33 protein-coding genes are annotated in these 26,540 nt (G+C 69.1%); 24 read left to right on the plus strand and 9 right to left on the minus strand.

The window, feature by feature from the left end; translation table 11 throughout:
* The 4 genes from MKK82_RS00680 to rpsL all read right to left on the minus strand — a co-directional run.
* On the minus strand, positions 1-261 hold a 261-nt coding region (locus MKK82_RS00680), incomplete at its 3' end, for a GTP-binding protein (RefSeq protein WP_243984296.1).
* Positions 262-318: 57 nt separating this feature from the next.
* Entirely contained in the window at positions 319-2,394 is a 2,076-nt protein-coding gene (gene fusA, locus MKK82_RS00685; RefSeq protein WP_238293218.1) for an elongation factor G, read from the minus strand.
* A gap of 30 nt (positions 2,395-2,424) precedes the next feature.
* Positions 2,425-2,895: a 30S ribosomal protein S7 gene (rpsG, locus tag MKK82_RS00690; RefSeq protein ID WP_007557567.1), complete on the minus strand. Its 471-nt coding sequence runs from the start codon at positions 2,893-2,895 to the stop codon at positions 2,425-2,427.
* A 128-nt stretch (positions 2,896-3,023) separates the two neighbouring features.
* Positions 3,024-3,395, minus strand: a complete 372-nt coding sequence (rpsL, locus tag MKK82_RS00695; protein ID WP_007557568.1) for a 30S ribosomal protein S12 — start codon at positions 3,393-3,395, stop codon at positions 3,024-3,026.
* Between the two features lie 884 nt (positions 3,396-4,279).
* Here rpsL and MKK82_RS00700 point away from each other — a divergent pair.
* The 19 genes from MKK82_RS00700 to MKK82_RS00785 all read left to right on the plus strand — a co-directional run bounded on the left by MKK82_RS00700 (position 4,280) and on the right by MKK82_RS00785 (position 14,795).
* Positions 4,280-4,765 (plus strand): transporter substrate-binding domain-containing protein, encoded by a 486-nt coding sequence (locus MKK82_RS00700; RefSeq protein ID WP_373323405.1) that lies wholly within the window; start codon positions 4,280-4,282, stop codon positions 4,763-4,765.
* 33 nt (positions 4,766-4,798) lie between these two features.
* Entirely contained in the window at positions 4,799-4,987 is a 189-nt protein-coding gene (locus tag MKK82_RS34325; protein ID WP_373323406.1) for a hypothetical protein, read from the plus strand.
* A gap of 58 nt (positions 4,988-5,045) precedes the next feature.
* Positions 5,046-5,318, plus strand: coding sequence for an ABC transporter permease subunit (locus MKK82_RS00705; protein WP_238293220.1), 273 nt, complete (start codon positions 5,046-5,048; stop codon positions 5,316-5,318).
* Between the two features lie 63 nt (positions 5,319-5,381).
* Positions 5,382-5,783, plus strand: a complete 402-nt coding sequence (locus MKK82_RS00710) for an ABC transporter permease subunit (protein WP_353959853.1) — start codon at positions 5,382-5,384, stop codon at positions 5,781-5,783.
* Positions 5,780-6,466, plus strand: a complete 687-nt coding sequence (locus MKK82_RS00715) for an amino acid ABC transporter permease (protein ID WP_243984298.1) — start codon at positions 5,780-5,782, stop codon at positions 6,464-6,466. Before MKK82_RS00710 ends, MKK82_RS00715 begins: the two co-directional genes overlap by 4 nt.
* Positions 6,467-6,721: 255 nt before the next feature.
* Positions 6,722-7,099, plus strand: coding sequence for a hypothetical protein (locus MKK82_RS00720; protein ID WP_238293224.1), 378 nt, complete (start codon positions 6,722-6,724; stop codon positions 7,097-7,099).
* 579 nt (positions 7,100-7,678) lie between these two features.
* A complete protein-coding gene (rplN, locus tag MKK82_RS00725) occupies positions 7,679-8,047 on the plus strand; it encodes a 50S ribosomal protein L14 (protein ID WP_010686182.1) in 369 nt (122 codons plus the stop codon).
* Positions 8,047-8,361, plus strand: a complete 315-nt coding sequence (gene rplX, locus MKK82_RS00730) for a 50S ribosomal protein L24 (RefSeq protein ID WP_012319178.1) — start codon at positions 8,047-8,049, stop codon at positions 8,359-8,361. Before rplN ends, rplX begins: the two co-directional genes overlap by 1 nt.
* Positions 8,354-8,920 carry a 50S ribosomal protein L5 gene (rplE, locus tag MKK82_RS00735; protein WP_238293226.1) on the plus strand — a complete coding sequence of 189 codons (567 nt, stop codon included), beginning with the start codon at positions 8,354-8,356 and terminating at the stop codon, positions 8,918-8,920. Before rplX ends, rplE begins: the two co-directional genes overlap by 8 nt.
* 40 nt (positions 8,921-8,960) lie before the next feature.
* Complete coding sequence (rpsN, locus tag MKK82_RS00740; protein ID WP_091789232.1) at positions 8,961-9,266, plus strand: 30S ribosomal protein S14; 306 nt, start codon at positions 8,961-8,963, stop codon at positions 9,264-9,266.
* Positions 9,267-9,276: 10 nt separating this feature from the next.
* Complete coding sequence (gene rpsH, locus MKK82_RS00745) at positions 9,277-9,672, plus strand: 30S ribosomal protein S8 (RefSeq protein WP_010686178.1); 396 nt, start codon at positions 9,277-9,279, stop codon at positions 9,670-9,672.
* A 23-nt stretch (positions 9,673-9,695) separates the two neighbouring features.
* The gene (gene rplF, locus MKK82_RS00750) at positions 9,696-10,229 is read left to right on the plus strand and encodes a 50S ribosomal protein L6 (RefSeq protein WP_238293228.1); all 534 of its coding nucleotides are present in this window, start codon (positions 9,696-9,698) and stop codon (positions 10,227-10,229) included.
* 10 nt (positions 10,230-10,239) lie between these two features.
* Positions 10,240-10,602: a 50S ribosomal protein L18 gene (gene rplR / locus MKK82_RS00755; RefSeq protein ID WP_238293230.1), complete on the plus strand. Its 363-nt coding sequence runs from the start codon at positions 10,240-10,242 to the stop codon at positions 10,600-10,602.
* A 153-nt stretch (positions 10,603-10,755) separates the two neighbouring features.
* A complete protein-coding gene (gene rpsE, locus MKK82_RS00760; RefSeq protein ID WP_043355033.1) occupies positions 10,756-11,343 on the plus strand; it encodes a 30S ribosomal protein S5 in 588 nt (195 codons plus the stop codon).
* Positions 11,344-11,354: 11 nt separating this feature from the next.
* Positions 11,355-11,546 carry a 50S ribosomal protein L30 gene (gene rpmD, locus MKK82_RS00765; RefSeq protein ID WP_238293232.1) on the plus strand — a complete coding sequence of 64 codons (192 nt, stop codon included), beginning with the start codon at positions 11,355-11,357 and terminating at the stop codon, positions 11,544-11,546.
* Between the two features lie 10 nt (positions 11,547-11,556).
* Complete coding sequence (rplO, locus tag MKK82_RS00770; protein WP_243984300.1) at positions 11,557-12,060, plus strand: 50S ribosomal protein L15; 504 nt, start codon at positions 11,557-11,559, stop codon at positions 12,058-12,060.
* A gap of 154 nt (positions 12,061-12,214) precedes the next feature.
* Positions 12,215-13,561 (plus strand): preprotein translocase subunit SecY, encoded by a 1,347-nt coding sequence (gene secY / locus MKK82_RS00775; RefSeq protein ID WP_238293236.1) that lies wholly within the window; start codon positions 12,215-12,217, stop codon positions 13,559-13,561.
* A 168-nt stretch (positions 13,562-13,729) separates the two neighbouring features.
* Complete coding sequence (locus MKK82_RS00780) at positions 13,730-14,332, plus strand: adenylate kinase (protein ID WP_243984301.1); 603 nt, start codon at positions 13,730-13,732, stop codon at positions 14,330-14,332.
* 229 nt (positions 14,333-14,561) lie between these two features.
* Positions 14,562-14,795: a hypothetical protein gene (locus tag MKK82_RS00785; protein ID WP_238293240.1), complete on the plus strand. Its 234-nt coding sequence runs from the start codon at positions 14,562-14,564 to the stop codon at positions 14,793-14,795.
* 15 nt (positions 14,796-14,810) lie between these two features.
* Here the strand turns inward: MKK82_RS00785 and MKK82_RS00790 are convergent, their stop codons facing one another.
* Positions 14,811-15,167, minus strand: coding sequence for a hypothetical protein (locus MKK82_RS00790; RefSeq protein ID WP_238293242.1), 357 nt, complete (start codon positions 15,165-15,167; stop codon positions 14,811-14,813).
* 249 nt (positions 15,168-15,416) lie between these two features.
* On the opposite strand from MKK82_RS00790, the gene rpsM reads away from it, so the two are divergent.
* The 5 genes from rpsM (at position 15,417) to rplQ (ending at position 18,991) form a co-directional block, all read left to right on the plus strand.
* Positions 15,417-15,785: a 30S ribosomal protein S13 gene (gene rpsM / locus MKK82_RS00795; protein ID WP_238293244.1), complete on the plus strand. Its 369-nt coding sequence runs from the start codon at positions 15,417-15,419 to the stop codon at positions 15,783-15,785.
* 172 nt (positions 15,786-15,957) lie between these two features.
* The gene (gene rpsK / locus MKK82_RS00800) at positions 15,958-16,347 is read left to right on the plus strand and encodes a 30S ribosomal protein S11 (protein ID WP_007557606.1); all 390 of its coding nucleotides are present in this window, start codon (positions 15,958-15,960) and stop codon (positions 16,345-16,347) included.
* Positions 16,348-16,381: 34 nt separating this feature from the next.
* Positions 16,382-17,254 carry an MBL fold metallo-hydrolase gene (locus tag MKK82_RS00805; RefSeq protein WP_238293246.1) on the plus strand — a complete coding sequence of 291 codons (873 nt, stop codon included), beginning with the start codon at positions 16,382-16,384 and terminating at the stop codon, positions 17,252-17,254.
* A 108-nt stretch (positions 17,255-17,362) separates the two neighbouring features.
* Entirely contained in the window at positions 17,363-18,382 is a 1,020-nt protein-coding gene (locus tag MKK82_RS00810; protein WP_010686165.1) for a DNA-directed RNA polymerase subunit alpha, read from the plus strand.
* 198 nt (positions 18,383-18,580) lie between these two features.
* Positions 18,581-18,991, plus strand: a complete 411-nt coding sequence (gene rplQ / locus MKK82_RS00815; protein WP_210034116.1) for a 50S ribosomal protein L17 — start codon at positions 18,581-18,583, stop codon at positions 18,989-18,991.
* Between the two features lie 482 nt (positions 18,992-19,473).
* On the opposite strand, the gene MKK82_RS00820 is transcribed toward rplQ, so the two are convergent.
* The 4 genes from MKK82_RS00820 to MKK82_RS00835 are packed head-to-tail and all read right to left on the minus strand — an operon-like array spanning position 19,474 to position 26,391.
* Positions 19,474-21,360, minus strand: a complete 1,887-nt coding sequence (locus MKK82_RS00820) for a response regulator (RefSeq protein ID WP_238293248.1) — start codon at positions 21,358-21,360, stop codon at positions 19,474-19,476.
* Positions 21,357-23,081, minus strand: a complete 1,725-nt coding sequence (locus tag MKK82_RS00825) for a response regulator (protein ID WP_373323407.1) — start codon at positions 23,079-23,081, stop codon at positions 21,357-21,359. The genes MKK82_RS00820 and MKK82_RS00825 overlap by 4 nt, the downstream gene beginning before the upstream one ends.
* Positions 23,078-24,145: a chemotaxis-specific protein-glutamate methyltransferase CheB gene (cheB, locus tag MKK82_RS00830; protein WP_238293250.1), complete on the minus strand. Its 1,068-nt coding sequence runs from the start codon at positions 24,143-24,145 to the stop codon at positions 23,078-23,080. Before cheB ends, MKK82_RS00825 begins: the two co-directional genes overlap by 4 nt.
* Entirely contained in the window at positions 24,142-26,391 is a 2,250-nt protein-coding gene (locus MKK82_RS00835) for a response regulator (protein WP_238293252.1), read from the minus strand. The genes cheB and MKK82_RS00835 overlap by 4 nt, the downstream gene beginning before the upstream one ends.
* Positions 26,392-26,540: the final 149 nt, after the last annotated feature.

Here is a 26,540-nt window from a genome sequence, read left to right on the forward strand (position 1 = left end):
GTCGGCGTGGCCGGGGCAGTCCACGTGCGCGTAGTGACGGTTCTGCGTCTCGTACTCCACGTGCGCCGTCGAGATCGTGATCCCGCGCGCCTTCTCCTCCGGAGCCTTGTCGATCTGGTCGTAGGCCGTGAACGTCGCCCCACCCGTCTCCGCAAGCACCTTCGTGATCGCAGCCGTCAGCGACGTCTTGCCGTGGTCAACGTGACCAATCGTGCCGATGTTGCAGTGCGGCTTGGTGCGGGAGAACTTTTCCTTGCCCATCAGAGCCTCCTAGATTCGAATTCGCGTTGCGGAAAAAGAGATGCTGAGGCGCGAGCCTCAGGCGTACTTGGCGATGACCTTGTCGGCCTCGCCGCGCGGCACCTCTTCGTAGTGGTCGAATTGCATCGTGAAGTTGGCGCGGCCCTGCGAGAAGGAGCGCAGCTGGTTCACGTAGCCGAACATGTTGGCCAGCGGCACCATCGCGTTGATGACGTTGGCGTTGCCCCGCATGTCCTGGCCCTGGATCTGACCGCGGCGGGCGTTCAGGTCGCCGATGACCGATCCAGTGTATTCCTCTGGCGAGACGACCTCGACCTTCATCACCGGCTCGAGCAGGACCGAGCCGCCCTTTTGCAGAGCCTCCCGGAGCGCCGCCCGGGACGCGATCTCGAAGGCCAGTGCCGACGAGTCCACGTCGTGGTAGGCGCCGTCGATCAGCTCGACCTTCACGTCGACCACCGGGAAGCCGGCGAGGACGCCCGCGCCCAGCACCGAGTTCAGGCCCTTCTCGACGCCGGGGATGTACTCCTTCGGCACCGCGCCGCCGACGATCTTCGATTCGAACTGGAAGCCGGCACCCGGCTCGTTGGGCTCGACGACGAACTTAACGCGGGCGAACTGGCCGGTACCGCCGGTCTGCTTCTTGTGGGTGTAGTCGATCTCCTGACGGCGGGTCAGCTTCTCGCGGTAGGCGACCTGCGGCTGGCCGATATTCGCGTCGACCTTGTAGGTCCGACGGAGGATGTCGACCTTGATGTCGAGGTGGAGTTCGCCCATCCCGCGCAGGATGGTCTGGCCGGATTCCTGGTCGGTGGAGACCCGGAACGACGGATCCTCGGCGGCGAGCTTCGCGAGCGCGATGCCGAGCTTCTCCTGATCGGCCTTCGACTTGGGCTCGACGGCGATCTCGATGACGGGCTCAGGGAACTCCATCTTCTCGAGGATCACGGCCTTCTGCGCATCGCAGAGGGTGTCGCCCGTGCGGGTGTCCTTGAGGCCGGCCAGGGCGACGATGTCGCCGGCGAAGGCCTCCTTGATGTCCTCGCGGTTGTTGGCGTGCATCAGGAGCATGCGGCCGACACGCTCTTTCTTGTCGCGGGACGAGTTGAGCACGTTGGCGCCGGAATCGACCTTGCCCGAGTAGACGCGGCAGAAGGTGATCGTGCCGACGTGGGGATCGTCCATGATCTTGAAGGCGAGCATGGAGAAGGGATCCGAATCCGTCGGATGACGGACGGTCTCTTCCTCGGTCTTGAAGTCGATGCCCTTGATCTCGCCGCGGTCGGCCGGGGAGGGCAGGTAATCCACGACGGCGTCGAGGAGGGGCTGGACGCCCTTGTTCTTGAACGCGGAGCCGCAGAGCACCGGATGGAAGGCGCGCAGCTGCACGGCCTTACGCACCAGGACCCGCATTGCCGCCTCGTCCGGCTCGGTGCCGTCGAGGTAGGCCGACATCGCCTCATCGTCGAGCTCGACGCAGGCCTCAACCAGCTTGGTGCGGTACTCGACGGCCTGATCCTTGAGATCGGCCGGGATCTCGACCTCGTCGAAGTTGGCGCCGAGCGCCTCGCCCGACCAGACGATCGCCTTCATCTTGATGAGGTCGATCACGCCCTGGAAGTTGGACTCGGCACCGATCGGCAGCTGCAGGCAGACCGGCTTGCCGGCGACGCGGTCGATGATGTCGGCCACGCACTTGAAGAAGTCGGCGCCGATCTTGTCCATCTTGTTGACGAACACGACGCGCGGCACGTCGTACTTGTCAGCCTGACGCCACACCGTCTCGGTCTGCGGCTCGACGCCCTGGTTGCCGTCCAGCACGCAGACGGCGCCGTCGAGCACGCGGAGCGAGCGCTCCACCTCGATGGTGAAGTCCACGTGGCCGGGGGTGTCGATGATGTTCAGGCGCTTGTCGCGCCAGAAGCAGGTCGTCGCGGCGGACGTGATCGTGATGCCACGCTCCTGCTCCTGCTCCATCCAGTCCATCGTGGCGGCGCCCTCATGGACCTCGCCGATCTTGTGGGACTTTCCGGTGTAGTAGAGGATCCGCTCGGTCGTCGTGGTCTTGCCGGCATCGATGTGGGCCATGATGCCGAAGTTGCGGTAGTCCTCGATCGCGTGCGTGCGGGGCATCGGATTGCTCCTGAGAGACGGCGGAACCGCTTACCAGCGGTAGTGCGAGAAGGCGCGGTTGGCTTCCGCCATCCGGTGCGTATCTTCCCGCTTCTTGACGGCGTTGCCGCGGTTGTTGGCGGCGTCGAGCAGCTCGGCAGAGAGACGCTCGATCATCGTCCGGTCGTTGCGCGAGCGGGCCGCCTGGATCAGCCAGCGGATGGCCAGGGCCTGACGACGCTCGGTGCGCACCTCGACCGGGACCTGGTAGGTCGCACCGCCCACGCGGCGGGAGCGCACCTCGATCATCGGGGCGACGTTGTCGAGGGCGGCGCGGAACACCTCGATCGGATTGGCGCGGGCACGGTTCTCGACGATGTCGAAGGCGCCGTAGACGATCCGCTCGGCGGTCGACTTCTTGCCCTCGTACATGATCGAGTTCATGAATTTCGTCAGCACCACGTCCCCGTACTTCGGATCCGGGATGATCTCACGCTTCTCGGCAGAGTGGCGACGGGACATCTTCTGAGACTCTCGAACGAAAAGATCTTAAGCGCCCCGCGCAGGCCGCCTGAGCCCTGAGGCCGGCGACATCCTTGCGAGGCCGTGGAAACATGGACCGGCGCCCGGGAAAAATCCGGGCGGCCGACTTACTTCGGACGCTTGGCGCCGTACTTCGAACGGCGCTGCTTGCGGTTCTTCACGCCCTGCGTGTCGAGCACGCCGCGCAGGATGTGGTAGCGCACGCCCGGAAGATCCTTCACGCGGCCACCGCGGATCATGACCACGGAGTGCTCCTGAAGGTTGTGACCCTCACCCGGGATGTAGCCGATCACCTCGAAACCGTTGGTGAGGCGGACCTTGGCGACCTTGCGGAGCGCCGAATTCGGCTTCTTCGGGGTCGTCGTGTAGACCCGGGTGCAGACGCCGCGCTTCTGCGGGCAAGCGTCGAGCGCCGGAACCTTGTTGCGGCTCCGCTGGATCTTCCGCGGCTGGGCGATCAGCTGGTTGATCGTCGGCATCCTGTGCCCTCTTCCTCGGTCACCTAGGCGGGACTGCCTGGGGCAATCCGCAAAACGAATATGCGCCGGAGGGCCTGTCACGGACCCTCGGCGCGGTGTGGGCAGAGGAGCACGCCCGAAACGAACGCGCTCGTACCTACGGATCTGACTCAAGCGTCAGGCGATTTGAACCCTCGGAGCGCTCGGGGCGATTGCGACAGCGTCCGGGGGTATGCCCAAGGGCCGTCGGCAGCCGATGGCCGTCCGAAGTGGCGCGCTTCTAGCCGCCGTTGCCCCGGAGGTCAATGCGGTCGCGGCAGAAAACTGCGCCGCGTCGGAGGTTAAGGATCGGTCAAGGCGCGTGATTGGCTGTCCTATGCGCCGCGGTGGGTCCTGGACGCGGCACCGATCAGGACAGCCCGTCGGAGCGCCGATGCGGGATGGAATACGGTCAGGATCGCGAAACCCGTCCGGCGAATCGCGCTCGTTCTATCGGATTGGGCGGCGGGTTCCGGTGGCGACGGACTTGGCGCAGGCGGGCGATCTGGAAGCCGCGTCACGCGCACCGCGAGGGTCCCTGCAGGTCCCCGGGGTTCGGTCGGGCGGTGGCCTGCCATCACGGCGCGGGCGTGGCGCGCGGCGTCCTTGGCTGAAACGGTGCAGGGCGCCGACCTGACTCTGCGGCTCCGGCGCCCTGCCGCCTCTGGGATCTCAGCGGGGCCACAGGGACGGCCTCGCCCCGGCAGAAAGATCCACCGCGTTCTCCCACGCGACACCAGCGTTCTTTGCTCCAGATCCGATAAAGAAAGACAAACCGGTCCGTTGATCGCGGCAACACCTTCATAGAACACTGCTGGTGCTCGGACGATTCGGGCTAGAACATCTCCGACGGTCGACCGCTCGACTTGGTCGGTACGATCGAGGATCGTTCGTCATCGCTGGCTGGGCCGAATCGTGTTCGCCAACGACAATGGAGATACTCGTGCGCCGTCTCTCCGGCGGCGAAGCGGATCACCGGACTTGATCTCGACTACGCGCAGGCCGTCGCCGACAAGCCCGGCGTGAAGTTGGAGGTCCGGCCGACCAACCCGGCCAATCGCATCCCGCTGCTCACCTCCGGCAATGTCGATCTGGTGCTGGCGAACTCCACCATCACCGAGGAGCGGGCCAGGCAGCTCGATTTCAGCATCCCGTACTTCGCCTCGGGTCAGCAGTTCCTGGCGAAGAAAGGCACCCTGTCCTCGCCCGACCAGCTGAACGAGCTCCGGATCGGTGCCGACAAGGGCACGACCAACGAGATTGTGCTGCGCCGCGACTTCCCGAAGGCAACCGTTGTCGCCTTCGACGACACACCCTTCGCGTTGTCGGCCCTGCGCAACGGCAACGTCTAGGCGATCACGCAGGATGGGCCGAAACTCATCGGGTTGCTGGCGAAGGTGCCGGACCGGGAGAACTACGAGATCCCGCCCTTCTGCATCTCCGACGACTATATCGGCATTCCGAAGGGAGAAACACGACTGCGGGAACTCGTGAACGAGACCCTGCGCGGCCGGGAGGCGAGCGGAAAGGCGGCGGCGATCTACGAAAGCTGGTTCGGGCCGAAGACCGAGTAGCTGCTGCTGCGCCTGTTCCGGATCGGCGATCCCCTCTAGCGGAGGCGGAGCGACGGAAGTGGATCAGCTGGTCGGCGATCTTCTGGCGCCCCGCTATCTCGCCTGGCTGCTTCAGGGCTTCGGAATGACCCTGGCCCTGTCGGTCGCCGTCTGCCTTGCGGGCACGGCGCTGGGCCTCGCGGCCTGCAGCCTGCGCGACGTGGGCGGCGAGGTGGGGCGGTGCGCCGTGGCCGGCTATGTCTGTCTCGTCCGCAACACCCCGCTGCTGGTGCAGCTCTTCGTCTGGTACTTCGCGGCGGCCGCCCTGCTTCCAGGGGCGATCACCGTCTGACTGAATACGCCGCATGCCCTGAACCTGGGCGTCGGCGCCCTGCACTGGCCTGCCTACGAGACGCTGGCCGGATTCTGTGGGCTCACGCTCTACGCTGGCGCCTACATCGCCGAAGAGGCCTGCGCCGGGATCAACGGCGTCCGTGCGGCCCAGCGGGGGGCGGCCCGCGCCCTCGGCCACACGCCGGTCCATGCCTTCCGCCACATCGTGCTCCCCCAGGCCCTGCGCCTCGCCTGGCTGCCGATCGTCGGCCAGTACCTGAACACGATCAAGAACACGTCCCTGACCATGACGAGCGGTCTGGCGGAGCTATCCTACGCATCCCGGCAGGTCGAGACGGAGACCTTCAAGACTTTCCAAGCCTCCGGAATCGCGACGCTGCTGTATGTCGGCGCGGCGGCGGCGGTGGAAATGGCGGGACAAGCCCTGGCGCGCCGCTCCCGCCCGGCCGGTTCGCGGCGATGACCCTGCCGGTCATCACTGACAATCTCGATTACCTGCTGGTCGGGGCCTGGCCCGACGGGCCGATCGGCGGGCTTGCCCTGACGCTGATTCTCTCCGGCTTGTCCGGTCTTGTCTCGGCCGTGCTGGGTCTGATCCCGGGCCTCGGTCTCGCGATGAGCGCCGGTGCCACCTGCGCCGCCCTCGCCGTCGGGCTCTTGCGGGCCGTCCCGATCGTACTGCTGATCTTCCGGCTCTACTTCCTGCTGCCGATCCTGTTCGGCCTGTCGGTCCCCGAGATCGGGACCGTGGTGGCGGCCCTGTCGCTCGTCGCGGGTGCCTACCTGTCCTACGGAGTGGCGGCGGGGATCGAGAGCGTCGGCCGCGGTCATTGGGAAGCCGGCCTGGCGCTCGGCTTCGGCCGCTGGCCGACCTTGCGGTTCATCGTCCTGCCGCGGGCGCTACGGGCGATGGCGCCTTCGTTCGTCAATCAGTGGACGGCGCTCATCAAGGACACGTCGCTCGCCTACGTGATCGGGGTGCCCGAACTCGCCTTCGTGGCCGCCCAGGTGAACAACCGCGCCATGATCCACCCCGCCGAGATCTCCCGGTTCGTCGGCGCCGTCTACGGCATCCTGTGCGTATCCCTCGACGGGCTGGCCTCCCGGCTCGCCCGGACGCGCTCGGTGACCGTCCATCGAGCCTGACACGGCCGCTTCGACCCGTCCTCGCCGGTCCGGGCACCGGCAGACGATCAAGTCCGTGGGCGGGCGGACGGGTCGGAGGCGTATCCCCGGCATCGGTGGCGAAGCGGCAAATCCTGCCGGGTTGCCGCACGGGGCGTGCCGGATCGGGGCAGGGGAGCGCCATCAGGGTCTACGGAGAATTAAAGGCCTCCGTCGAATTGTCGCGATCAGCGAGCGGCCGGGACGCCGCTCAAGTTTGCGTCAAGGGTGTTGCGTATGGGTTGCGTCGCGGTCAGCAACGTCGTTCCGTTCCGGCGGGCCGTCCCCGCTCAGGCACCGGGCGAGCGGGAGGCGCGCAACCGGCGCCGCAGCGAACAGCGGTCCCTGTTGGACGCGCTCTACGCCACCGGCAGCATGGTCGTTGCCGCGGAGGATCGCGGGATGAAGCTCACGGCCTCCCGGCTCCAGGTCTACGGGTTCCTGGCGATCGAAGAGGTGGGCGAGGACGGCCTCATGCGGCGGCTCCGCCCGTCCGAGGCCATTCGCGCCCGCGCGGAGCGGCCCTGGCGCCTGTCGAAGCCGGCGAGCGGCGCGGCGGTGACGATCCCGAGCCTCGACGGCTTCCTGTTCGAATCGATTGGCCAGCCGGCCTGACACCGACGCACGGGAAGTTGGCGACCGGTGCGCTGCCAGGCGTGCCGGTCGTCGCACGTCTGGAGGAGGGGGCCGTCTCGCTGACGCCCGCTCGGGCCTGCCTGGGACAGGGGCGGTAACGGATCCCGCACCGTCTCCGAGCGACGACCTGACCGAGCCCCGATCCGGTTCCGCTCCGCTCAGATCGTCCGGGACCCGCTCGGGTGACGCGATGCACGCTCCCCGTCCCGAGCCTGCGAACGGCGGTCCGGCCCCAGCATCAGGGATGATGTATCGGGGATGTGGCCGGGGACAGCGCCGACCCGAAGGCCCCCCGAACCAGGTCATACCACCCACGCGGCGCCAACGATTTCACGCTGTTCCGCTTGCCATCGTCGACCGCCCGTAGTATCCGCCCGGCCTTCGCGAGAATTTCGATGGGTGCTCGCACCCTGTGAACGCGGTGACCGCGCCGGTGTCGTATGACACCGCCAGCGCGGTCGAACACATGAGCCGGGGACGTCAGGTCCCCATCAGGCGTCGTCCGCCGGGCAATACCGTCCGTGTGCGGAAACCCGCCTGAAACAAGGAGTCACGCACGTGATCCAGATGCAGACGAATCTGGACGTCGCCGACAACTCGGGTGCACGCCGTGTGATGTGCATCAAGGTTCTCGGCGGGTCGAAGCGCAAGTATGCCGGCGTGGGCGACGTCATCGTCGTCTCCGTCAAGGAGGCGATCCCGCGCGGTCGCGTCAAGAAGGGCGACGTCATGAAGGCGGTCGTCGTCCGCACCGCCAAGGACGTGAAGCGTGCCGACGGTTCGGTCATCCGCTTCGACAAGAACGCCGCGGTCCTGATCAACAATCAGAAGGAGCCGATCGGCACCCGTATCTTCGGACCGGTGCCGCGCGAACTCCGCGCCCGCAACCACATGAAGATCATCTCCCTGGCTCCGGAGGTGCTGTAATGGCTGCCAAGATCAAGAAGGGCGACAAGGTCGTCGTGCTCACCGGCCGCGACTCCGGTCGCTCGGGCGAGGTGATCCAGGTTCTGCCGAAGGAAGGCCGGGCCTTCGTGCGCGGCATCAACCTCGTGAAGAAGCACCAGAAGCAGACCCAGAACCAGGAAGGCGGCATCATCTCCAAGGAGGCCGCCATCCAGCTCTCGAACATCGCGGTGGCCGATGCCAATGGCAAGCCGACCCGCGTGGGTTTCCGCATCCTCGAAGACGGGCGCAAGGTCCGGTTCGCCAAGACCACGGGGGATCAGATCGATGGCTGAGGCCGACAAGAACGCCTACACCCCGCGCCTGCGCAAGCACTACGACGAGGTGGTTCGCCAGAAGCTGATCGAAGAGTTCGGCTACAAGAACCCCATGGAAGTGCCGCAGATCACGAAGATCGTGATCAACATGGGCGTCGGCGAGTCCACCGCGGACTCGAAGAAGGCCTCGGTGGCCGCGGGCGATCTCGCCCTCATCGCCGGCCAGAAGCCGGTCATCACCAAGGCCCGCAAGGCCATCGCGACCTTCAAGGTCCGTGAGGGCATGCCGATCGGCTGCAAGGTGACCCTGCGCAAGCAGCGCATGTACGAGTTCATGGACCGCCTGATCACGATCGCGCTGCCGCGTGTGCGTGACTTCCGCGGCCTGAACCCGCGCTCGTTCGACGGCCGCGGCAACTACGCCCTGGGTCTCAAGGAGCACCTCGTGTTCCCCGAGATCTCCTACGACAAGGCCGAGCAGACCTGGGGCATGGACATCGTCGTGGCGACCACCGCCAAGACCGATGCCGAGGCCAAGGCTCTCCTCGCCGCCTTCCAGTTCCCGTTCCGGCAGTGAAGCCCTCGGGCTTCAGACGCGGACACCGGAGATAGACCACATGTCGAAGAAAAGCTCAGTCGAGAAGAACGAGGCCCGCAAGGCGCTGGTGAAGCGCTTCGCGGCCAAGCGGAAGGCGCTCCTCGAGATCGCCAACAACGATGGCCTCGAGATGGAGGAGCGCTTCGAGGCGCGTCTCAAGCTCGCGGAACTGCCGCGCAACTCGTCGGCGACCCGCATCCGCAACCGCTGCGGCATGACCGGCCGCCCGCGCGCCTACTATCGCAAGATGGGCATCTCGCGCGTGGCGCTGCGCGAGCTTGGCAACCGGGGCCTGATCCCCGGCCTGGTCAAGTCGAGCTGGTAAGGAGGTCCCCATGGTCAACGATCCCGTGGGCGACATGCTCACCCGCATCCGTAACGGCCAGCTGCGCCGTCGCAACGTCGTCCAGACGCCCGGCTCGCGCCTGCGCGCCAGCGTCCTCGACGTGCTGAAGTCCGAGGGCTATATCCGCGACTACGCGGCGACCGACCTCGGCAACGGCCGCACCGAGTTCGCCATCGAGCTCAAGTACTACGACGGGCGCCCGGTGATCCGTGAGATCAAGCGCGTCTCGAAGCCGGGCCGCCGGGTCTACTCGTCGGTCGGCGAGCTGCCGCACGTCGCCGACGGCCTCGGCGTCACCATCGTCTCCACCCCGCAGGGCGTCATGGCCGACCACGAGGCGCGCGAGCGCAACGTCGGCGGTGAAGTGCTCTGCACCGTGTTCTGATCGGGACATAAGGAGGTTATCCCATGTCTCGCGTAGGCAAGAAGCCGGTCCCTGTACCGGCCGGCGTTACCGCCACCGTCACCGGTCAGACGGTGAAGATGAAGGGTTCGAAGGGCGAGCTGTCGTTCGTCGTCCCCTCGCTCGTCAATGTGGCGATGAAGGACGGGGCCATCGAGGTCCAGCCCGTGAACCAGTCCAAGCCGGCGCGCTCCCTGTGGGGCACGTCGCGGGCGCAGATCGCCAACATCGTCGAGGGCGTGTCGAAGGGCTTCGAGAAGAAGCTCGAGATCACCGGCGTCGGTTATCGCGCCGCGATGGCCGGCAAGGCCCTCAAGCTGTCGCTCGGCTACAGCCACGACATCGAGTACGCGATCCCCACCGGGATCACGATCGCGACCCCGAAGCCCACCGAGATCACGATCACGGGGATCAACCGCCAGCAGGTCGGTCAGGTCGCCGCTGAGATCCGCGATTACCGCGGACCCGAGCCCTACAAGGGCAAGGGCGTGAAGTACGCGGGCGAGTTCATCTTCCGCAAGGAAGGCAAGAAGAAGTAAGGAGGGCATCATGTCTCGCAAGCTCGAAGCCCTCGATCGCCGCAAGGCGCGCGTCCGTCGCGCGCTGCGGGCGGCCGCCAACGGCCGTCCGCGGCTCTCGGTGTTCCGCTCGTCGAAGCAGATCTACGTGCAGGTCATCGATGACGCCGCCGGCAAGACGCTGGCCGCCGCGTCGTCGATCGACAAGGCACTCAAGGGTGAACTCAAGACCGGCGCCGATGTCGCCGCCGCAAAGGCGGTGGGCAAACTGGTGGCCGAGCGCGCCAAGGCCGCGGGCGTCACGAAGGTGATCTTCGACCGCTCCGGCTACATCTATCACGGTCGCGTCGCGGCTGTGGCCGAGGCCGCCCGCGAAGGCGGCCTGGAGTTCTGATCCTGGAACCTCGCCGCCGGCGCATCCGCCGCCGGCGAACCAGATCGGGATCGTCGAACGACGGCGGGCCGGACATGCGGTGCATGTCCGGCATTCGAAGCAATCGAGCGAGCAGGCCCGCCGCCTGCGCCAGTGAGATGAACAGGTAAAGACATGGCACGTGAACGTGAAGGCGGGGGCCGCGGCCGCCGCGATGATCGCGAGGAGCGCGACAGCGAGTTCGTGGACAAGCTCGTCCACATCAACCGCGTCGCCAAGGTGGTGAAGGGCGGCCGTCGCTTCGGCTTCGCGGCCCTCGTCGTCGTCGGCGACCAGAAGGGCCGCGTCGGCTTCGGCCACGGCAAGGCCCGTGAGGTGCCGGAGGCGATCCGCAAGGCGACCGAGGCCGCCAAGCGCGGTCTGATCCGGGTCTCGCTCCGCGAAGGCCGGACACTGCATCACGACGTCAACGGTCGCCACGGCGCCGGCAAGGTGATCCTCCGCGCGGCCCCGCAGGGCACCGGCATCATCGCGGGCGGCCCGATGCGCGCCGTGTTCGAGACGCTCGGCATGCAGGACGTCGTCGCCAAGTCTCTCGGTTCCTCGAACCCCTACAACCTCGTGCGCGCCACCTTCGAGGCGCTCAAGAACGAGGACAGCCCGCGCTCCGTGGCGGCCCGCCGCGGCATCAAGGTGTCGACGCTCCAGTCGCGCCGTCGCGATGCCGATCCGGCCGACCAGTCCGAAGCTGCGGTCGCGTAAGGGAGGGTCCGATGGCACAGAAGACGCTCCGCATCGAGCAGATCGGCTCGCCGATCCGCCGTGAGGCCAGCCAGCGCCAGACGCTGATCGGCCTGAAGCTCAACAAGCTCCACCGCGTGTCCGAGTTGGAGGATACCCCCTCCGTGCGCGGCATGATCCGCAAGGTTGCGCACCTCGTGCGCGTCCACGGCGACGTGGCGTGAGGAGGTCCCGATGAAGCTCAACGAGATCAGCGACAATCCCGGCGCTACCAAGAACCGGATGCGTGTCGGCCGGGGCATCGGCTCCGGCAAGGGCAAGACCACGGGTCGCGGCGTGAAGGGTCAGAAGGCCCGGACCGGCGTGTCCATCAAGGGCTTCGAGGGTGGCCAGATGCCGCTCCATCGTCGCCTGCCGAAGCGCGGCTTCAACAATCTCTACGCGCAGGACCTGAACGAGGTGAACCTCGGCCGGATCCAGGAAGCCGTGGACGCGGGCAAGCTCGACAAGGCCGCGACCGTGACGGTCGAAACCCTGGTGGCTGCCGGCATCATCGCCCGTCCCCGCGACGGCGTGAAGCTGCTCGGCGTCGGCGAGCTGACCGCGAAGCTCAGCTTCGAGGTTACCCGCGCCTCCAAGTCCGCCGTCGAGGCGGTCGAGAAGGCCGGCGGTTCGGTCAGCACCGTCTATGCCCAGGGTGCTTCCACCCGCGGCGGCAGCGAGGCGGCCACGGCCTGACGGACGCGACGGGGGCAACCGCGGGACCCGTTGCACGGGCCCCGCGCACCCTTTAAGCCGATCCTTCGAGCGGCGGCCCTGCGACCTCGCGGGCCGCCGTTTTCATTTCATCCGGGCGCCGCGCGTCCGGCGACACTTCCAGGACGCGACGCTTATGGCCTCAGCCGCCGAGCAGCTTGCCGCCAACCTCAATTTCGGTGCGATCGCCAAGGCCGATGAGCTGAAGAAGCGCATCTGGTTCACGCTCGGCGCCCTCGTGGTGTTCCGGCTGGGCACGTACATCCCGATCCCCGGCATCGATCCGGAGCAGTTCGCCCGGAACTTCCAGCAGCAGTCGGGCGGCGTGCTCGGCCTGTTCAACATGTTCTCCGGCGGTGCCGTCGAGCGCATGGCGATCTTCGCCTTGAACATCATGCCGTACATCTCGGCCTCGATCATCGTGCAGTTGCTGACCTCCGTGATCCCGAGCCTGGAGGCCCTGAAGAAAGAGGGCGAATCCGGTCGGAAGGTGATCAACCAGTACACCCGCTACCTGACGGTGGTGCTGGCCCTGGTGCAGTCCTGGGGCATCGCCATCGGCCTGCAGGGCTCGTCGGCCGCCATCGATCCGGGCCCGTTCTTCCTGGCCTCGACGGTGATCACGCTCACGGGCGGCACCCTGTTTCTGATGTGGCTCGGCGAGCAGATCACCTCGCGGGGTATCGGCAACGGCTCGTCGCTGATCATTTTCGCCGGCATCGTCGCCCACCTGCCGGTTGCGATCGCGGGCGCGCTCGAACTCGGCCGGACCGGCGCCCTGTCGCCGGCGATCATCTTGGGCGTGGGCGTCGCCGCGGTGGCTCTCGTCTACTTCATCGTGTTCATGGAGCGCGCCCAGCGCCGGCTCCTGATCAACTACCCGAAGCGCCAGGTCGGTAACCGCATGTACGAGGGCCAGACCTCGTTCCTGCCCCTCAAGCTCAACACCTCAGGCGTGATCCCGCCGATCTTCGCCTCGTCGCTGCTGCTCCTGCCGGCCACGGCGGCGAGCTTCTCGGCGAATGGCGGGGCCACCGGCTGGCTCGGCACGGTCACGGCCTATCTCGGCCACGGTACGCCGCTGTTCATGGTCCTCTATGCGGCCCTGATCATTTTCTTCACCTTCTTCTACACGGCGGTGGTCTTCAATCCGCAGGAGACCGCCGACAACCTGAAGAAGCACGGCGGCTTCATCCCGGGCATCCGTCCGGGTGAGCGCACGGCGTCCTTCATCGACAAGGTGCTGACCCGCATCACGGTGATCGGCGCCCTGTACCTGACGCTCGTGTGCCTGTGCCCGGAGATCCTGTCGTCCTACGCGGCGGCGAGCCTCGGTTTCGGCGGCACGTCGCTGCTCATCGTGGTCTCGGTCACGATGGACACGGTGGCGCAGATCCACGGCCACCTGATGGCGCACCAGTACGAGGGCCTCGTGAAGAAGGCCAAGCTGCGTGGCGCCTCGACCACGCAACGCCGGCGCTGAGACTGCTACAGAGGCGGCCGGGCACCAGGATTCCTCCCGTCTCTGGTCCAAAGGTCCGGGTGCCTCCGCACCCGGTACCGGCTAGAAAACCCCCGAATCCGGCGATGCCAGGGAGGCTCGCCACCGCGGCTTGTGCCCACAGGGAGTGGGCCCGACGAGGACAACGCCATGCGCATCATTCTGCTCGGTCCCCCCGGGGCGGGGAAGGGGACGCAATCCGAGCGGATCGTACAGCGCTTCGGCATCCCGCAGCTCTCCACGGGTGACATGCTGCGCGCGGCCGTGGCGGCGGGCACGCCGGTGGGCCTCAAGGCCAAGGCCGTGATGGAATCGGGTGGCCTGGTCTCCGACCGGATCGTCGTCGGCATCGTGGCCGACCGGATCGAGGAGCCGGATGCGCGTCGGGGATTCATCCTCGACGGGTTCCCCCGCACCGTTGCGCAGGCCGAGGCGCTGAGCGAGATGCTGGCCGGCAAGGGCCTGAGCCTCGCCACGGTCATCGAGCTGAAAGTCGACGAGAACGCCCTGGTCGGCCGCATCGAGAAGCGCGCCGCCGAGACCCTGGCCCGCGGCCAGGCCGTGCGGAAGGACGACACGCCGGAGGTGTTCAAGCAGCGCCTGGAAGCCTACCGCGCGCAGACGGCACCGCTCTCCGCCTACTATGCGGGGAAAGGCATGCTGAAAACCATCGATGGCATGCAGCCGATCGACAAGGTGACGGACGACCTGATGGCCGTGCTGACGCCGCACGAAGAGCGCGTGACCTCCTGAACACCCGTCGCGGTGTCGGCCCGCTCCCGATCGGCCGGGGTCAGCGGGCGCGATCGGCCGAGGATGCCCGCATCGTCGCCGCGAGCGTCACGAAGGCCGCGCGGCCAGGGCAGTCAAGGCTGCGGCGTTGATGGCGATGACGGCGGCCTCAGGCGGCAATCGCGCTGGTCGGCCGCGAACCCTTGGCGGCGTCGATCGGTTGAGGGGCGCAGCTTCGATCGGAAACCCCATGACCCTGCGCCGCATCGCCACGACCGTCATCCTCACCCTGGCGCTCGCATTGCCGGGATCGCCGGCATTCGCCCAGAGCCCGGCCCAATCCTTCGTGTACGGTCAGAGGCAGTTCCGGCACGCCTGCCGGCCGCCGCTCAAGTTCGCGGCCGGGGCCTGCGTCCGACGCTGCCCGGCCGGTCACCAGGATATGGGCGGCTACTGCCGGTTGCGGAACCAGGGCTTCCGCTGAGGCGCGAACGCCGCCTCAGAGCCGCCCATCGCGGCGCAGGGTGCCGAAGAAATTCACGACGTCCATCGCCAGGGATCGATGACCGAAGAGGCGGAGCGGGTAACCGTCGCCGGTGTCCTCCCGCAACTCGATCATGGCGGTGAGGACGTTGTAGCGAAACACCATCCGGCGCCCCGCGAAGGTGGCCCAGAGCAGGCCCGGCCCGTCGGGCACGTGCTGAAGCGCGACGGATCCGGGCTCGGCCTCGGCAAGCACGCCGCCGACCACAGCCAGGGTCACGGGGACGACCTCGTCGAGGGTCTCCTCGGCGGCACGCAGCACCGAATCGGCGAAAGCCCGCAGGGTGGCGCCGTCGCTGGTCAACAGAGACATTCAAGCTCCTCGATACCCCTGAACACCCTCGGACGCGACGCAGGGCAGCACGTCAATCCGGCGACGCGTCGTTGACATCGGCCCGCCTACGCGCTAGCAGGCCCTCCTTCGTCCAACCGCACGATGGTCCGAGGTGCCCCGTCAAGGGCTGCCCGCGGGCCGCGTCGTCGTTTCATGCGCGCAGGGGCCGGCCTCCACCGGACGCGCGCGTCCGACCCGGATCGCCCGGGTCATACATGGAGAGTGTTCGTGGCCCGTATCGCAGGCGTCAACATCCCGACCAACAAGCGCGTCGTCATCGCGCTCCAGTACATCCACGGCATCGGCGCCAAGAAGGCCGAGGAGATCACCCAGAAGGTGAACATCCCCGCCGAGCGTCGGGTCAACCAGCTGACCGACGCCGAGGTTCTGCAGATCCGCGAGACGATCGACCGCGACTACCTCGTCGAGGGCGACCTGCGCCGCGACGTCTCCATGAACATCAAGCGCCTGATGGACCTCGGCGCCTATCGCGGCCTGCGTCACCGCAAGCAGCTGCCGGTCCGTGGCCAGCGCACCCACACCAACGCCCGCACCCGCAAGGGCAAGGCGAAGCCGATCGCCGGCAAGAAGAAGTAATCCCTTCAAGACCGGAGGCCGCGCTTCGCCCGGCCTCCGTCCCGTCGTGCCGAGTGCCCCACATCGGCGCCGGCCCAGGATCGCCGGCTCTGCACGGGCGCGGCGGCCAAACCCCAAACAGAATCCCGAGCGCCTGGCATTACGGGCGTGTCTGAAGGAAGAGTGAGAACAGATGGCCAAGGAACCGCAACGCGTCCGTCGTCGTGAACGCAAGAACATCGTGTCGGGCGTCGCCCACGTGAACGCCTCGTTCAACAACACGATGATCACCATCACGGACGCGCAGGGCAACACCATCTCGTGGTCCTCGGCGGGCGCCATGGGCTTCAAGGGCTCGCGCAAGTCGACCCCGTACGCCGCGCAGGTCGCGGCCGAGGATGCCGCCCGCAAGGCGTCGGAGCACGGCATGCGCACCCTCGAGGTCGAGGTGTCGGGTCCCGGTTCGGGTCGCGAATCCGCTCTGCGCGCCCTCCAGGCGGCCGGCTTCACGGTGACGTCGATCCGCGACGTGACCTCGATCCCGCACAACGGATGCCGCCCGCGCAAGCGCCGCCGCGTCTGAGTCGAGACCCCGAAGCCCTTTGACGGAGAAGCTCATGACGGGATCGAAGCCGCTTCCGGGCGTGCTGCGTTGGAACCTCGGCGATCTCACGGTCACCGCGCTCAACGACGGCTGGTTCCAGGCCAGCCTCGATCTCGTCACGGGCATCTCCAAGGAGGAGGCCGGGCGGTTGCAGGTGGCGGGCTTCCGCACCGAGCAGCCCAAGATCACGCTGAACGCCTTCCTGATCACGGGCCCCGGCCTCAAGCCGACGCTGATCGATACGGGCTACGGCGACCTCGCCCCGGCCGAGACGCTGGGTCGGGCCAATGCGGCGCTGGCGCTCACGGGCGTCGAGCCGGAGGACATCGGCACGGTGCTCGTCAGCCACCTGCACCCCGATCATGTCGGCGGTCTCGTGAAGGACGGAGCGGCGCGCTACCCGAATGCCGAGATCGTGGTGCATGCGGACGAGGCGGCGCATTGGCTGCCGGATGCGGCGATGGCCGCGGCGCCCGCTGAGGCGAAGCCGTATTTCGAGGGCGCCCGGAAGGCCCTGGCACCCTATGCCGGTCGGGTGCGTGAGCACCGGGGCGGCGAGGTTCTCCCGGGGATCACGGCGGTCCACCTGCCCGGCCACACGCCGGGCCATTGCGGTTTCCGGATCGTCTCCGGTGGACAGTCGCTCCTGATGTGGACCGACGTGGTGCACCTCCCGGCGATCCAGTTCAAGAACCCTGAGGCCGGCGTCGGCTTTGACGTCGACGGCGATCAGGCGCGGGAGACGCGCAAGCGGATCCTGGACGAGGTGGCAAGCGAGCGTACGCTCATCGCCGGCGGCCATCTCGAATTCCCGGCCCTCGGCACCGTGGATCGGGACGGGGCGGGCTACAGCTTCGTGCCGGTTCTGTGGGTCGGCGGCGAGTAACGACGGATACGGATTCAGGGACCGTTCGGGGCGCCAGGGGGCTGCGCCGGACGGCCGAAGCGCGGGGACGGTCGTCGCGGATCCCGGGCAAGGACGAGAGGTAGGATCGTGGTCATTCAGAAGAATTGGCAGGAACTGATCAAGCCGAACAAGCTGCAGGTCACGACCGGCGACGACCCGAAGCGGGTCGCCACGGTCGTCGCCGAGCCGCTGGAGCGCGGTTTCGGCACCACGCTGGGCAACGCCCTGCGCCGGGTGCTGCTGTCGTCCCTCCAGGGTGCGGCCGTGACCTCGGTGCAGATCGACGGCGTGCTGCACGAGTTCTCGTCGATCCCGGGCGTGCGCGAGGACGTCACCGACATCGTCCTCAACATCAAGACCATCGCGATCCGCTCGCAGACGGATGCGCCGAAGCGCATGACCCTGCGCAAGACCGGCCCGGGCCTCGTCACCGCCGGCGACATCGGCACGGTCGGCGACATCCAGATCCTGAACCCCGACCTCGTGATCTGCACGCTGGACGACGGCGCCGAGATCCGCATGGAGTTCACGGTCGCCACCGGCAAGGGTTACGTCCCGGCCGAGCGCAACCGCCCCGAGGACGCCCCGATCGGCCTGATCCCGGTGGACTCGCTGTTCTCGCCCGTGACCAAGGTCAGCTACCGCGTCGAGACCACCCGCGAGGGCCAGGATCTCGACAAGGACAAGCTGACCATGACGGTCGAGACCAACGGCGCGGTCTCGCCGGAGGATGCGCTCGCCTACGCGGCGCGCATCATCCAGGACCAGCTGCAGGTCTTCGTGAACTTCGAGGATCCGCGGAAGGAAGAAGCCGCTCCGCTCGCGCCGCAGCTGCCCTTCAACCCGGCGCTGCTCAAGAAGGTCGACGAGCTGGAGCTGTCGGTCCGTTCGGCGAACTGCCTGAAGAACGACAACATCGTCTACATCGGCGACCTGATCCAGAAGTCCGAGGGCGAGATGCTGCGGACCCCGAACTTCGGCCGCAAGTCGCTCAACGAGATCAAGGAAGTGCTCGCCGGCATGGGCCTGCACCTCGGCATGGACATCCCCGGCTGGCCGCCGGAGAACATCGAGGACCTCGCCAAGCGCTTCGAGGAGCACTACTGAGGCGCGAAGGCCCCGGGCTGAGCTTGGCGGCGCCGCGAGGCGCCGCCCGTCCGGGCGATCCGGACCTCGGACTTCGGCGAAGCCTCGCGAAGTCCCTCGGAAATCCCGCCGCGGGGTCATGCGGAATGAAAAGCCCCGCTGTTGGGGCGCCCGGCCGTACCGTGGCACGGCGGCCGAGACGAGAAGGAAGCCAGCACCATGCGTCACGGTTATCGCGGCCGCCGCTTCAACCGCACCGCCGAGCATCGCAAGGCGATGTTCGCCAACATGTCCGCCGCGCTGCTCAAGCACGAGCAGATCGTCACCACCCTGCCGAAGGCCAAGGATCTGCGTCCGGTCGTCGAGAAGCTGATCACGCTCGGCCGCATCGACAGCGTGCACACCCGCCGTCTCGCCATGGCGCAGCTGCGCGACGCCGACATGGTCAAGAAGCTCTTCACGGTGCTCGGCCCGCGCTACAAGGGCCGTCCCGGTGGCTACTGCCGCATCATGAAGGCGGGCTTCCGCCAGGGTGACAACGCCCCGCTCGCCGTGATCGAGTTCGTGGACCGCGACGTCGAGGCCCGCGGCAAGGATTCCGGTCCGAGCCAGGTCGCCGAGGCCGCCTGAACCCGATCGGGCGTCGCAACGCTGCGGTCCATCGAGAAGCCGTTCCGGTCCCCGGGGCGGCTTCTCGCATTTCCGGTGCCCCCGCTTTCGCCGGCGCTGCGACGCAGTCCGATGAGGCCCAAGTTCTTCCGCCTGTCCCCAACGGACGTCGCCTCGCTCCGGTCGCGGTGCCGGGACCGCACGAAAAAACCCGCCGGCTTGCGCCGACGGGTCTGGAGCAGGGTCCACGTCTTGGAAGGTCGCGGGAGCTCGCCCTGGCGGTCCGCATCGGACGGACCGGGAAATCGACCGCGCCGCTCTCCGAAACCCCTATCCCTGCCGAAACTCGTCCGGTGGACCGTCCTGGTCCGGCTCGTTGTCGCGCCGACGGCGCGGGAAGATGCCGTGATTGCTCATGGTCCACCTCCTCTTCGTAACCCGGGAGCCCGCGGGCACCCACGGAGGGACAATGAGCCGGCAACCCGCCGGTTCCCGCAGCCGCTTCAGCCGGCCTGCCCGGCGGCATCGTCCAGGAGGGTGGCGACGCGGGCCGCCAGATCGGCCGAGCGGAACGGCTTCGGGAGCACCGGCAGGTCCGCGGGGATCTGCATCGCCTCGGCGTGACCGGTGAGGATAAGGACCGGCACATGCGGATGCCGGTCGCGGATCTCGGCGGCGAGTTCGATGCCGCTCATGCCGGGCATGGCCAAGTCGGCCACGACGATGTCGTAGCGGTCGCGCTGCAGCTGCGCGAGCGCCGCCTCGCCATCGCTGGCTTCCGTGGTGCTGTGGCCGAACCCGGTGAGGAACGAGGCAGTCACGTGCCGCACCTGCGGATCGTCGTCGACGATGAGGATGCGGGCGCGCCGTCCGGCGATGGGCGCGGCGCCGGGGGCCTCGGCGGCGTGCGCGGGGGCCGTGGCGGCGAAGGGCAAGGCGAGTTCCACGCGGGTTCCCCGGCCGACCGCGCTGTCGATCGCCAGCCGGCCCTTCGACTGCTGGGCGAGACCGAACACCATGGCCAGCCCGAGGCCGGTGCCCTGGCCTACGGCCTTGGTCGTGAAGAACGGCTCGCAGACCCGGCGCAGGATCTCCTGCGGGATGCCCGTGCCCTCGTCGGTGACGCTGATGCCGAGATAGGCGCCGTCGGCGATCTCGGGATCGCCGCTAATGGTGAGCCGCCGGGTCGCCACCGTGATGGAACCCCCGTCTGGCATGGCGTCCCGGGCGTTGATGCAGAGGTTGAGCACGGCGAGTTCGAGCTGGTCCGGATCGACCTGAACCGCCGGAACGCCGTCCTCCAGGTCGGTCCGGACGGTCACGAGGCCGCCGAGGCTGCGCCCGAACAGGTCGCTCATCCCGGTGATCAGGCTGTTCACGTCGACGGCGCGCGCCTGCAGATCGTGGGCGCGGCTGAAGCTGAGGAGGCGCTTCGTCAGGGAGGCGCCGCGCTCCGCCGCGCCGCGGGCGTTCTCGATCAGGCGCTGCACCCGCGGCTGATCGGCGACCTTCGGAGCGGCGAGTTCCAGGCTTCCGAGAATCGCGGTCAGCAGGTTGTTGAAGTCGTGCGCGATGCCGCCCGCCAGGGTGCCCAGCGCCTGCATCTTGTCGGACTGGCGCAGGCGCGCCTCCAGGGTCCGCTGCTCGGTCACGTCGCGCTCGATCACCGCGAGGTGGCTGATCGCACCGCCCGCCTCGCGGATCGGCACCCGCGTGACGTGGCTCCACTGCTCGGCACCCGTCGGGCCGTCGCTGATGAGGCTCTCGGCCACCCCGCCGGACCGGATCGCCGCCGTATCCGCCTCGGCCACGGAGCGGGCCTTGGCGCCGATGAGTTCGTCCTCGCGACGCCCGAGGCAGGCGGCGATGTCCCGGCCCAGGAGATCCGCCTTGCGGGCGTTCAGCCGCACGAAGCGGCCGGCCGCATCCTTGAAGCTGATCGCGTCCTGGGCGTGGTCGAGGAGGCCGCGCAGCAGGGCCCGCTCGGTGGCGAGGTCGCGGCCGAGGCGGTGGCGCTCGAAGGCCTGCCGGACGGTGGAGCGCAGCAGGCCCGCGTCCCAGGGCTTGGTCACGTAGCCGACGATGCCGCCGCGGTTGAGGGCGGCGATCACCGCCGTGATGTCGGCGTAGCCCGTGAGCAAGATCGCCTGGGCGTCGTGGAAGCTGCGCGCCTCCGCGAGCAAGGCGTCGCCGGTAAGGCCCGGCATGCGCTGATCGGAGAGGATCACGGCGATGTCGGGCTCGGCGCGCAGGATCTCCAGCGCCTCGGCGGGGCGCGAGGTCGTCAGCACCCGGTAGGAATCCTCGAACAGATCCTCCAGGGCGATCAGGATGTCCGGCTCGTCGTCGACGGCCAGGATCGTCCCTACACCTGCCGTACCGTCACTCATGCGCTGGCCGCCTGCCGCGGAATCCCGATCACGAAGCAGGCTCCTCCTCCCGGCGCCGTCTCCACGGTAAGCGAGCCGCTATGCGCCTGAACGACGCTATAGGCAATCGCAAGTCCAAGTCCCGTTCCCGATCCCACCGGCTTCGTTGTGAAGAATGGCTCGAAGATCTTCTCACGCAGCGTATCCGGAATACCGGGACCGGTATCGCTGATCCGGATCTCGTCGAGATCGGGGCTCGACTGGGTCGCGATGCGGATTGTACCGCCCTCCGGCATGGCGTCGGCGGCGTTGCCCAGGATGTTCATCACCACTTGGTTGAGGAGCGCCGGCGTGCAGTGGATCTCGGTCCGGCCCGCGAAGCTGCGCTCGACGGCAATCCGGTCCCCGAGCTTATGCTGGATCAGGGCCAGGACCGTGTCGATCGCCTCCGGGACGTTGACGAGGGCGCGCTCGCCCTCGTCGAGGCGCGAGAACTTGCGCAGGTTCAGCACGAGGTCCTGGATCCGGGTGAGCCCCATCCGCATCGAACCGACCCGCTGCCGGGCCTTCTCCACGGCGCGGCCGGCCGCGTCGGGGGCCGCACCCGGCAACTCGCCGAGCAGGCGCTCCACCGTGCTCTGGTGGGCCAGGATGAAGGCCAGAGGATTGTTGATCTCGTGGGCGATGCCGGCCACCAGCTCGCCGAGCGAGGCCATCTTGGCGGCCTGAACGAGCTTGGACTGCGCGTCGGTGAGCTGTCGGTTGGCGTCGGCGAGGTCGCGGTTGGCCCGCTCCAGAGCGTCGGCGAGGCGTGCCCGGGCCTCGGCCGCCTCGGCTTCGCCGCGCGCCCGCTCCACCGCCCGCTCGCGCTCGCCGAATTGTCCGGCGATGCGCCGGTCATCCTCCTCTAGGAGCCGGCGGCGCACGAAGCCGCGCACCCGGAGTGCCAGGACCTCCGCGTCGGCCTTCGAGACCACGTCGTCGGCCCCGGCCGCGTAGGCCTCCACCATGAAATCCTTGGCCGGGTCGCTCCCGGCGATGCCCACGAGGTGGAAGCCCGCACCCGCCGCCTGCCCGGACCGTCGCTGGCTGATCACCCGGCACAGGGCCAATCCGTCATAGGCGTGGCCGAGGAGATCGACCGTGACGCAGTCGAAGGCCGCGCCGCCGTCGGCCGCATCCAGGGCGGCCAGGGCCGCCTTCGGACCGTCGGCGGCCGCCACGTGATGCCCGTCCTGGCTCATCAGGCCGGCCAGGAAGGTCCGGTAGGTGGCGCTACCGTCGACGACCAGGATCCGTCCGCGCCGGAAGGCGGCCGCGCCCGGGCCCTCGCCGTCGCTGGCCGGGCGGCGCTCGCGCAGCAGGGCGCGGATGCGCAGGATCATCAGGTCGCGATCGGCGGATTTCGGCAGATAGGCGTCGGCGCCGCTCTCGAGCCCCTGGCGCTCGCCGCCGCTGCCGCCGGTCAGCATCAGGACGGGCAAGGCCCGGGTGCGCAGGGACAGGCGCATCTGCCGGATGAGCTCGTCGCCGTTCATGCCCGGAAGATGGTAATCCGCGACCACGAGGTCGGGCTGGCTGCGGTTGAGGTGATCGAGGGCCGTCTCGGCCGAGGCGCACCGCTCCACCGAGAAGCCGTGCGACTCCAGGAGGAGGCGCAGTTCCAGGGCCTGCGTCTCCGAATCCTCGACCAGCAGGATCCGGGCAGGCCCCTCGAGGGTGCCGGCCTGGCCCACGGTCACGGCCGCGCTCCCGGGTCGACGAGGCGCAGGACGTGGTCGGCGATCCGGTCCAGGGGCAGGACGGAGCGGGCGGCTCCGAGCCGCACCGCCGCGGCCGGCATGCCGTAGACCACCGCCGTGCTCTCGTGCTCCGCCACCGTCTGGGCGCCGGCCTTGTGCATGTCGGCGAGCCCGAGGGCACCGTCCTCGCCCATGCCGGTGAGCAGCACGCCGATGCCGGAGGCGCCCGACTGGCGGGCCATGGAGCGGAACAGCACGGTGGCGGCCGGGCGCTGCCCCGAGACCGGCGCGGAGTCGATCACCCGCAGGACCCGGCTCGACCCGACCTCCAGGTGCCGGTCGCCGGGCGCCACGTAGACGCGGCCGGGCTCGGCCCGCTCGCCGTCGCGGGCCAGACCGACCGGCAGGGTCACGACGCTGTCGAGCCAGCTCGCGAACCCGTCCATGAAGGCGGCGCCCATGTGCTGCACCACCAGCACCGGCAACGGGAAATCGCTCGGCAGGGCTCCGATCACCCGGGCGAGGGCGGGGGGACCGCCCGTGGAGGCGCCGATCCCGAGGAGGCTCGGGGCCAGACCGGGCAGCTCGGACGGGGAGGCCTGGGGAAGGATGGCGCCGCGGCCCGCCCACTCGGTGCCGATCGGACGGCGGCGGATCACCGGGACCTGCGCCATGATCCGCAGCTGCGTGCAGATCTCCCCGGCCACCGCCTCGTAGCCGGCATGGGTGGTCGCCACCGGCTTCTCCACCACCGAGAGCGCGCCGGCGCGGAGCGCGTTCATGGAGATGCGCAGGGAGGAATCCTCGACGGAATCCGCGATCACGACGATCGGGGTCGGATGCTCGGCCATGATCCGGCGGGTGGTCTCCAGCCCGTCGATGCCGGGCAGGCGGATGTCCATCGAGATCACGTCCGGCCGCACCGTCCGGAGCTTGTCGAGCGCCTCCTCGCCGGAGGCGACCGCGGCCACGATCTCGAGCCGGGGATCGCGGGAGACGATGTGGCGCAGCAGCTCGCGCACCACCAGGCTGTCCTCCACCAGCATGACCCGGACCGGGGTCATAGGAGCTGCCCGATCGTGTCGAGCAGGTGCCGCTGATCGAAGGTCTGCTTGGTCAGGTACGCGTCGGCGCCGAAGTCCAGGCCGCGGGCGACGTCGGTGGCGTCGCCCCGGGAGGTCATCAGGATGGTCGGCAGGCGGGCGAACCGCTCGTCGGCCCGCAGCGCCTGGAGCAGGCCGAACCCGTCGAGGCGCGGCATCTCCACATCGGCGAGGACGAGGTCGACGGGCTCGATCTCGGCGCGCAGCCGGTCGAGGGCGTCCTGACCGTCGACGCAGACGACCACGCGGTAGCCGGCGGCTTCCAAGATGCCCTTCTCCAAGGTTCGGGTGGTGATCGAATCGTCGACGACCAGGATCGTCGCGCGGGCGGAGGTGCGCGACGACGCGAGAGTCGTCGAACGTGGAGCCTGCGCCATCGTTCCGATCGACGTCGCGGGTGCGCGGGCGGCGAGGCCCTCGGGATCGAGGACGAGCACCGGGACGTCGCCGGGCAGCACCGCCGTACCGGCGATGAGCTCGGGATCGGCGCCGAAATCGGGCGCCGGCAGGACGAGGAGCTGGCGCACGTCGTGCAGGCGGTCGACAGCGAGCACAACGCGGCCGCCGCCCGCGCGGAGCACCACGGCGATCAGCGTGCCGGGATCGGCCGGCGCGGGGCTCTCGCCGAGGATCTGGGCGAGCTCGCTCACCGGATGGCTCGTCGCCGCGTCGCCCTCGCCGAGGCGCAGGATCATGCGGCCCATCGCGACCGGCAGCGCGTCCCGCCGGAGGCGCAGCAGGCGCTCGACCGTGCCGCCGGGGAGGGCGTAGCTGCGCCCGGCCGCCTCGACCAGCAGCAGGCTGCGCCGGGCCGCCGACAGGGGCAGGCTGAAGATCAGCGCGGTTCCGGCCGGTGCGCGCGGCTCGAGGCGCACGCTGCCCATGAGTTGGCGGGCGGCATCCGCCGCCACCGAGAGGCCGTAGCCCCGCCCCGACAGGGTATCGACCGCCTCCGCGGTGGAGAAGCCCGGCTCGAAGACGAGGCGCAGCAGGGTCTCGGGATCGGCCGACGCCGCCGGAGCGAGGAGGCCGCGGTCCCGCGCGGCGGCCTCGATCCGGGCCAGATCCGGGCCCGGCCCGTCGTCCGACACCGTGACCTGGAGGCGGGAGCCGCGCACGGCGATGTCCAGGCCGAGGCCCAGGACGTCGGGCTTGCCGGCGGCGCGGCGCACCTCCGGCGGCTGCCAGCCGTGGCTCAGGGCATTGCGAAGGGCGTGGAGCAGCGGATCCTTCAGCACCTGCAGCGTACCGCGCTCGACCGGGAGGTCGAGGCCGCGCAGGCCGATATCGACCTCGCGCCCCTGTTCCCGGGCGGTCTCGCGGAGCGACCGGGCGAGGGGGGCGAGGACCGTCTCGGCGGGGACCAGGGCGAGGCGCTCGGCCGCCGCGCGGACCCGGGATGCGGCCCCCTCCAGAGCCCGGGTCGCATCGGTCTGGCGCCGGGACAGGTCCGCGATCTCCCGGGCGAAGCTGCCGACGCGGGCCGCGTACGCGCGCCATTCGGGCCGCGCCGCATCGGCGCCGGCCGCGAGCGCCTCGGCACCGGTGCGCAGGTCCCGGGCCAGGCGGGCGAGGCGGGCGAGGCCGTCCGCGGCGGGCGCCTGACCCGCCAGGGTGCTGGCGAGGTCGTGGCTCGCCCGGGCCAGGGCCTCAACCGACTCGGTCGGCACGCGCAGGAAGGCCGTTCCGGGATCGGCCGGTTCGGCCGCTGGCTTCGGGGCCGCCGCGGCGGGGGCCACCGTGATGGGAGCCGGCTGGACGGGGTCCGGGGCCCGGGCTGCCGGCGCGGGCGGTACAGAGGGTGCGGGCGGCGCGGCCGCGGCCTGCGGCGCGTCCCCGGGAAGGCCGAGGACCCGCCCCAGGGCGGCCAGCGCGTCCGCCGGCATATCGGGTCCGGCCCCGTCCTTGAGGCCGGCGACGTAGGCCTCGACCCGGTCGAGGGCGAGGTGGACGGCGTTGGCGGCCTCCCGGTCGAGGGCCGTGACGCCGGTGCGGACCCCCTCGAACAGCGTCTCCAGCCTGTGGGCCACCGCCTCGACGGCAGGCAGATCGACGGCCCGGGACGCGCCCTTCAGGCTGTGGGCGCGGCGGAAGACGTCGTTCCAATCCGGGGTCGCGCTGCCCAGCGCGGCCCTGATCGCCGCGACGTGCTCCCGGTGCTCGATATCGAAGGCGGCGAGCAGCAGCTGGCGGATGTCCTGAGCCAAGGCGGGACCGCCCTCAGTGCCTGTATCGTTCGGCGAGCGCCATGAGCGCCTGGGCGAGTTCGGTGAGGTTGGCCGAGGCCGCCTCGACCTGGCGCGTGCCGGCCGCCGTCTGCTGGCTGGCCTGCCGGATGTTCTGCAAGGCGCCCATC

The sequence above is a fragment of the Methylobacterium sp. E-046 genome, from assembly GCF_022829625.1.
Classification (GTDB): Bacteria; Pseudomonadota; Alphaproteobacteria; order Rhizobiales; family Beijerinckiaceae; genus Methylobacterium; species Methylobacterium longum.

What these genes read in the sequence shown, in the direction of transcription:
- fusA (WP_238293218.1), bottom strand. Translation starts at nt 2,394, where the DNA reads ATGCCCCGCACGCACGCGATCGAGGACTACCGCAACTTCGGCATCATG.
- rpsG (WP_007557567.1), bottom strand. Translation starts at nt 2,895, where the DNA reads ATGTCCCGTCGCCACTCTGCCGAGAAGCGTGAGATCATCCCGGATCCG.
- rpsL (WP_007557568.1), bottom strand. Translation starts at nt 3,395, where the DNA reads ATGCCGACGATCAACCAGCTGATCGCCCAGCCGCGGAAGATCCAGCGG.
- MKK82_RS00715 (WP_243984298.1), top strand. Translation starts at nt 5,780, where the DNA reads ATGACCCTGCCGGTCATCACTGACAATCTCGATTACCTGCTGGTCGGG.
- MKK82_RS00720 (WP_238293224.1), top strand. Translation starts at nt 6,722, where the DNA reads ATGGGTTGCGTCGCGGTCAGCAACGTCGTTCCGTTCCGGCGGGCCGTC.
- rplX (WP_012319178.1), top strand. Translation starts at nt 8,047, where the DNA reads ATGGCTGCCAAGATCAAGAAGGGCGACAAGGTCGTCGTGCTCACCGGC.
- rplE (WP_238293226.1), top strand. Translation starts at nt 8,354, where the DNA reads ATGGCTGAGGCCGACAAGAACGCCTACACCCCGCGCCTGCGCAAGCAC.
- rpsN (WP_091789232.1), top strand. Translation starts at nt 8,961, where the DNA reads ATGTCGAAGAAAAGCTCAGTCGAGAAGAACGAGGCCCGCAAGGCGCTG.
- rpsH (WP_010686178.1), top strand. Translation starts at nt 9,277, where the DNA reads ATGGTCAACGATCCCGTGGGCGACATGCTCACCCGCATCCGTAACGGC.
- rplF (WP_238293228.1), top strand. Translation starts at nt 9,696, where the DNA reads ATGTCTCGCGTAGGCAAGAAGCCGGTCCCTGTACCGGCCGGCGTTACC.
- rplR (WP_238293230.1), top strand. Translation starts at nt 10,240, where the DNA reads ATGTCTCGCAAGCTCGAAGCCCTCGATCGCCGCAAGGCGCGCGTCCGT.
- rpsE (WP_043355033.1), top strand. Translation starts at nt 10,756, where the DNA reads ATGGCACGTGAACGTGAAGGCGGGGGCCGCGGCCGCCGCGATGATCGC.
- rpmD (WP_238293232.1), top strand. Translation starts at nt 11,355, where the DNA reads ATGGCACAGAAGACGCTCCGCATCGAGCAGATCGGCTCGCCGATCCGC.
- rplO (WP_243984300.1), top strand. Translation starts at nt 11,557, where the DNA reads ATGAAGCTCAACGAGATCAGCGACAATCCCGGCGCTACCAAGAACCGG.
- secY (WP_238293236.1), top strand. Translation starts at nt 12,215, where the DNA reads ATGGCCTCAGCCGCCGAGCAGCTTGCCGCCAACCTCAATTTCGGTGCG.
- MKK82_RS00780 (WP_243984301.1), top strand. Translation starts at nt 13,730, where the DNA reads ATGCGCATCATTCTGCTCGGTCCCCCCGGGGCGGGGAAGGGGACGCAA.
- MKK82_RS00785 (WP_238293240.1), top strand. Translation starts at nt 14,562, where the DNA reads ATGACCCTGCGCCGCATCGCCACGACCGTCATCCTCACCCTGGCGCTC.
- MKK82_RS00790 (WP_238293242.1), bottom strand. Translation starts at nt 15,167, where the DNA reads ATGTCTCTGTTGACCAGCGACGGCGCCACCCTGCGGGCTTTCGCCGAT.
- rpsK (WP_007557606.1), top strand. Translation starts at nt 15,958, where the DNA reads ATGGCCAAGGAACCGCAACGCGTCCGTCGTCGTGAACGCAAGAACATC.
- MKK82_RS00805 (WP_238293246.1), top strand. Translation starts at nt 16,382, where the DNA reads ATGACGGGATCGAAGCCGCTTCCGGGCGTGCTGCGTTGGAACCTCGGC.
- rplQ (WP_210034116.1), top strand. Translation starts at nt 18,581, where the DNA reads ATGCGTCACGGTTATCGCGGCCGCCGCTTCAACCGCACCGCCGAGCAT.
- MKK82_RS00820 (WP_238293248.1), bottom strand. Translation starts at nt 21,360, where the DNA reads ATGAGTGACGGTACGGCAGGTGTAGGGACGATCCTGGCCGTCGACGAC.
- cheB (WP_238293250.1), bottom strand. Translation starts at nt 24,145, where the DNA reads ATGACCCCGGTCCGGGTCATGCTGGTGGAGGACAGCCTGGTGGTGCGC.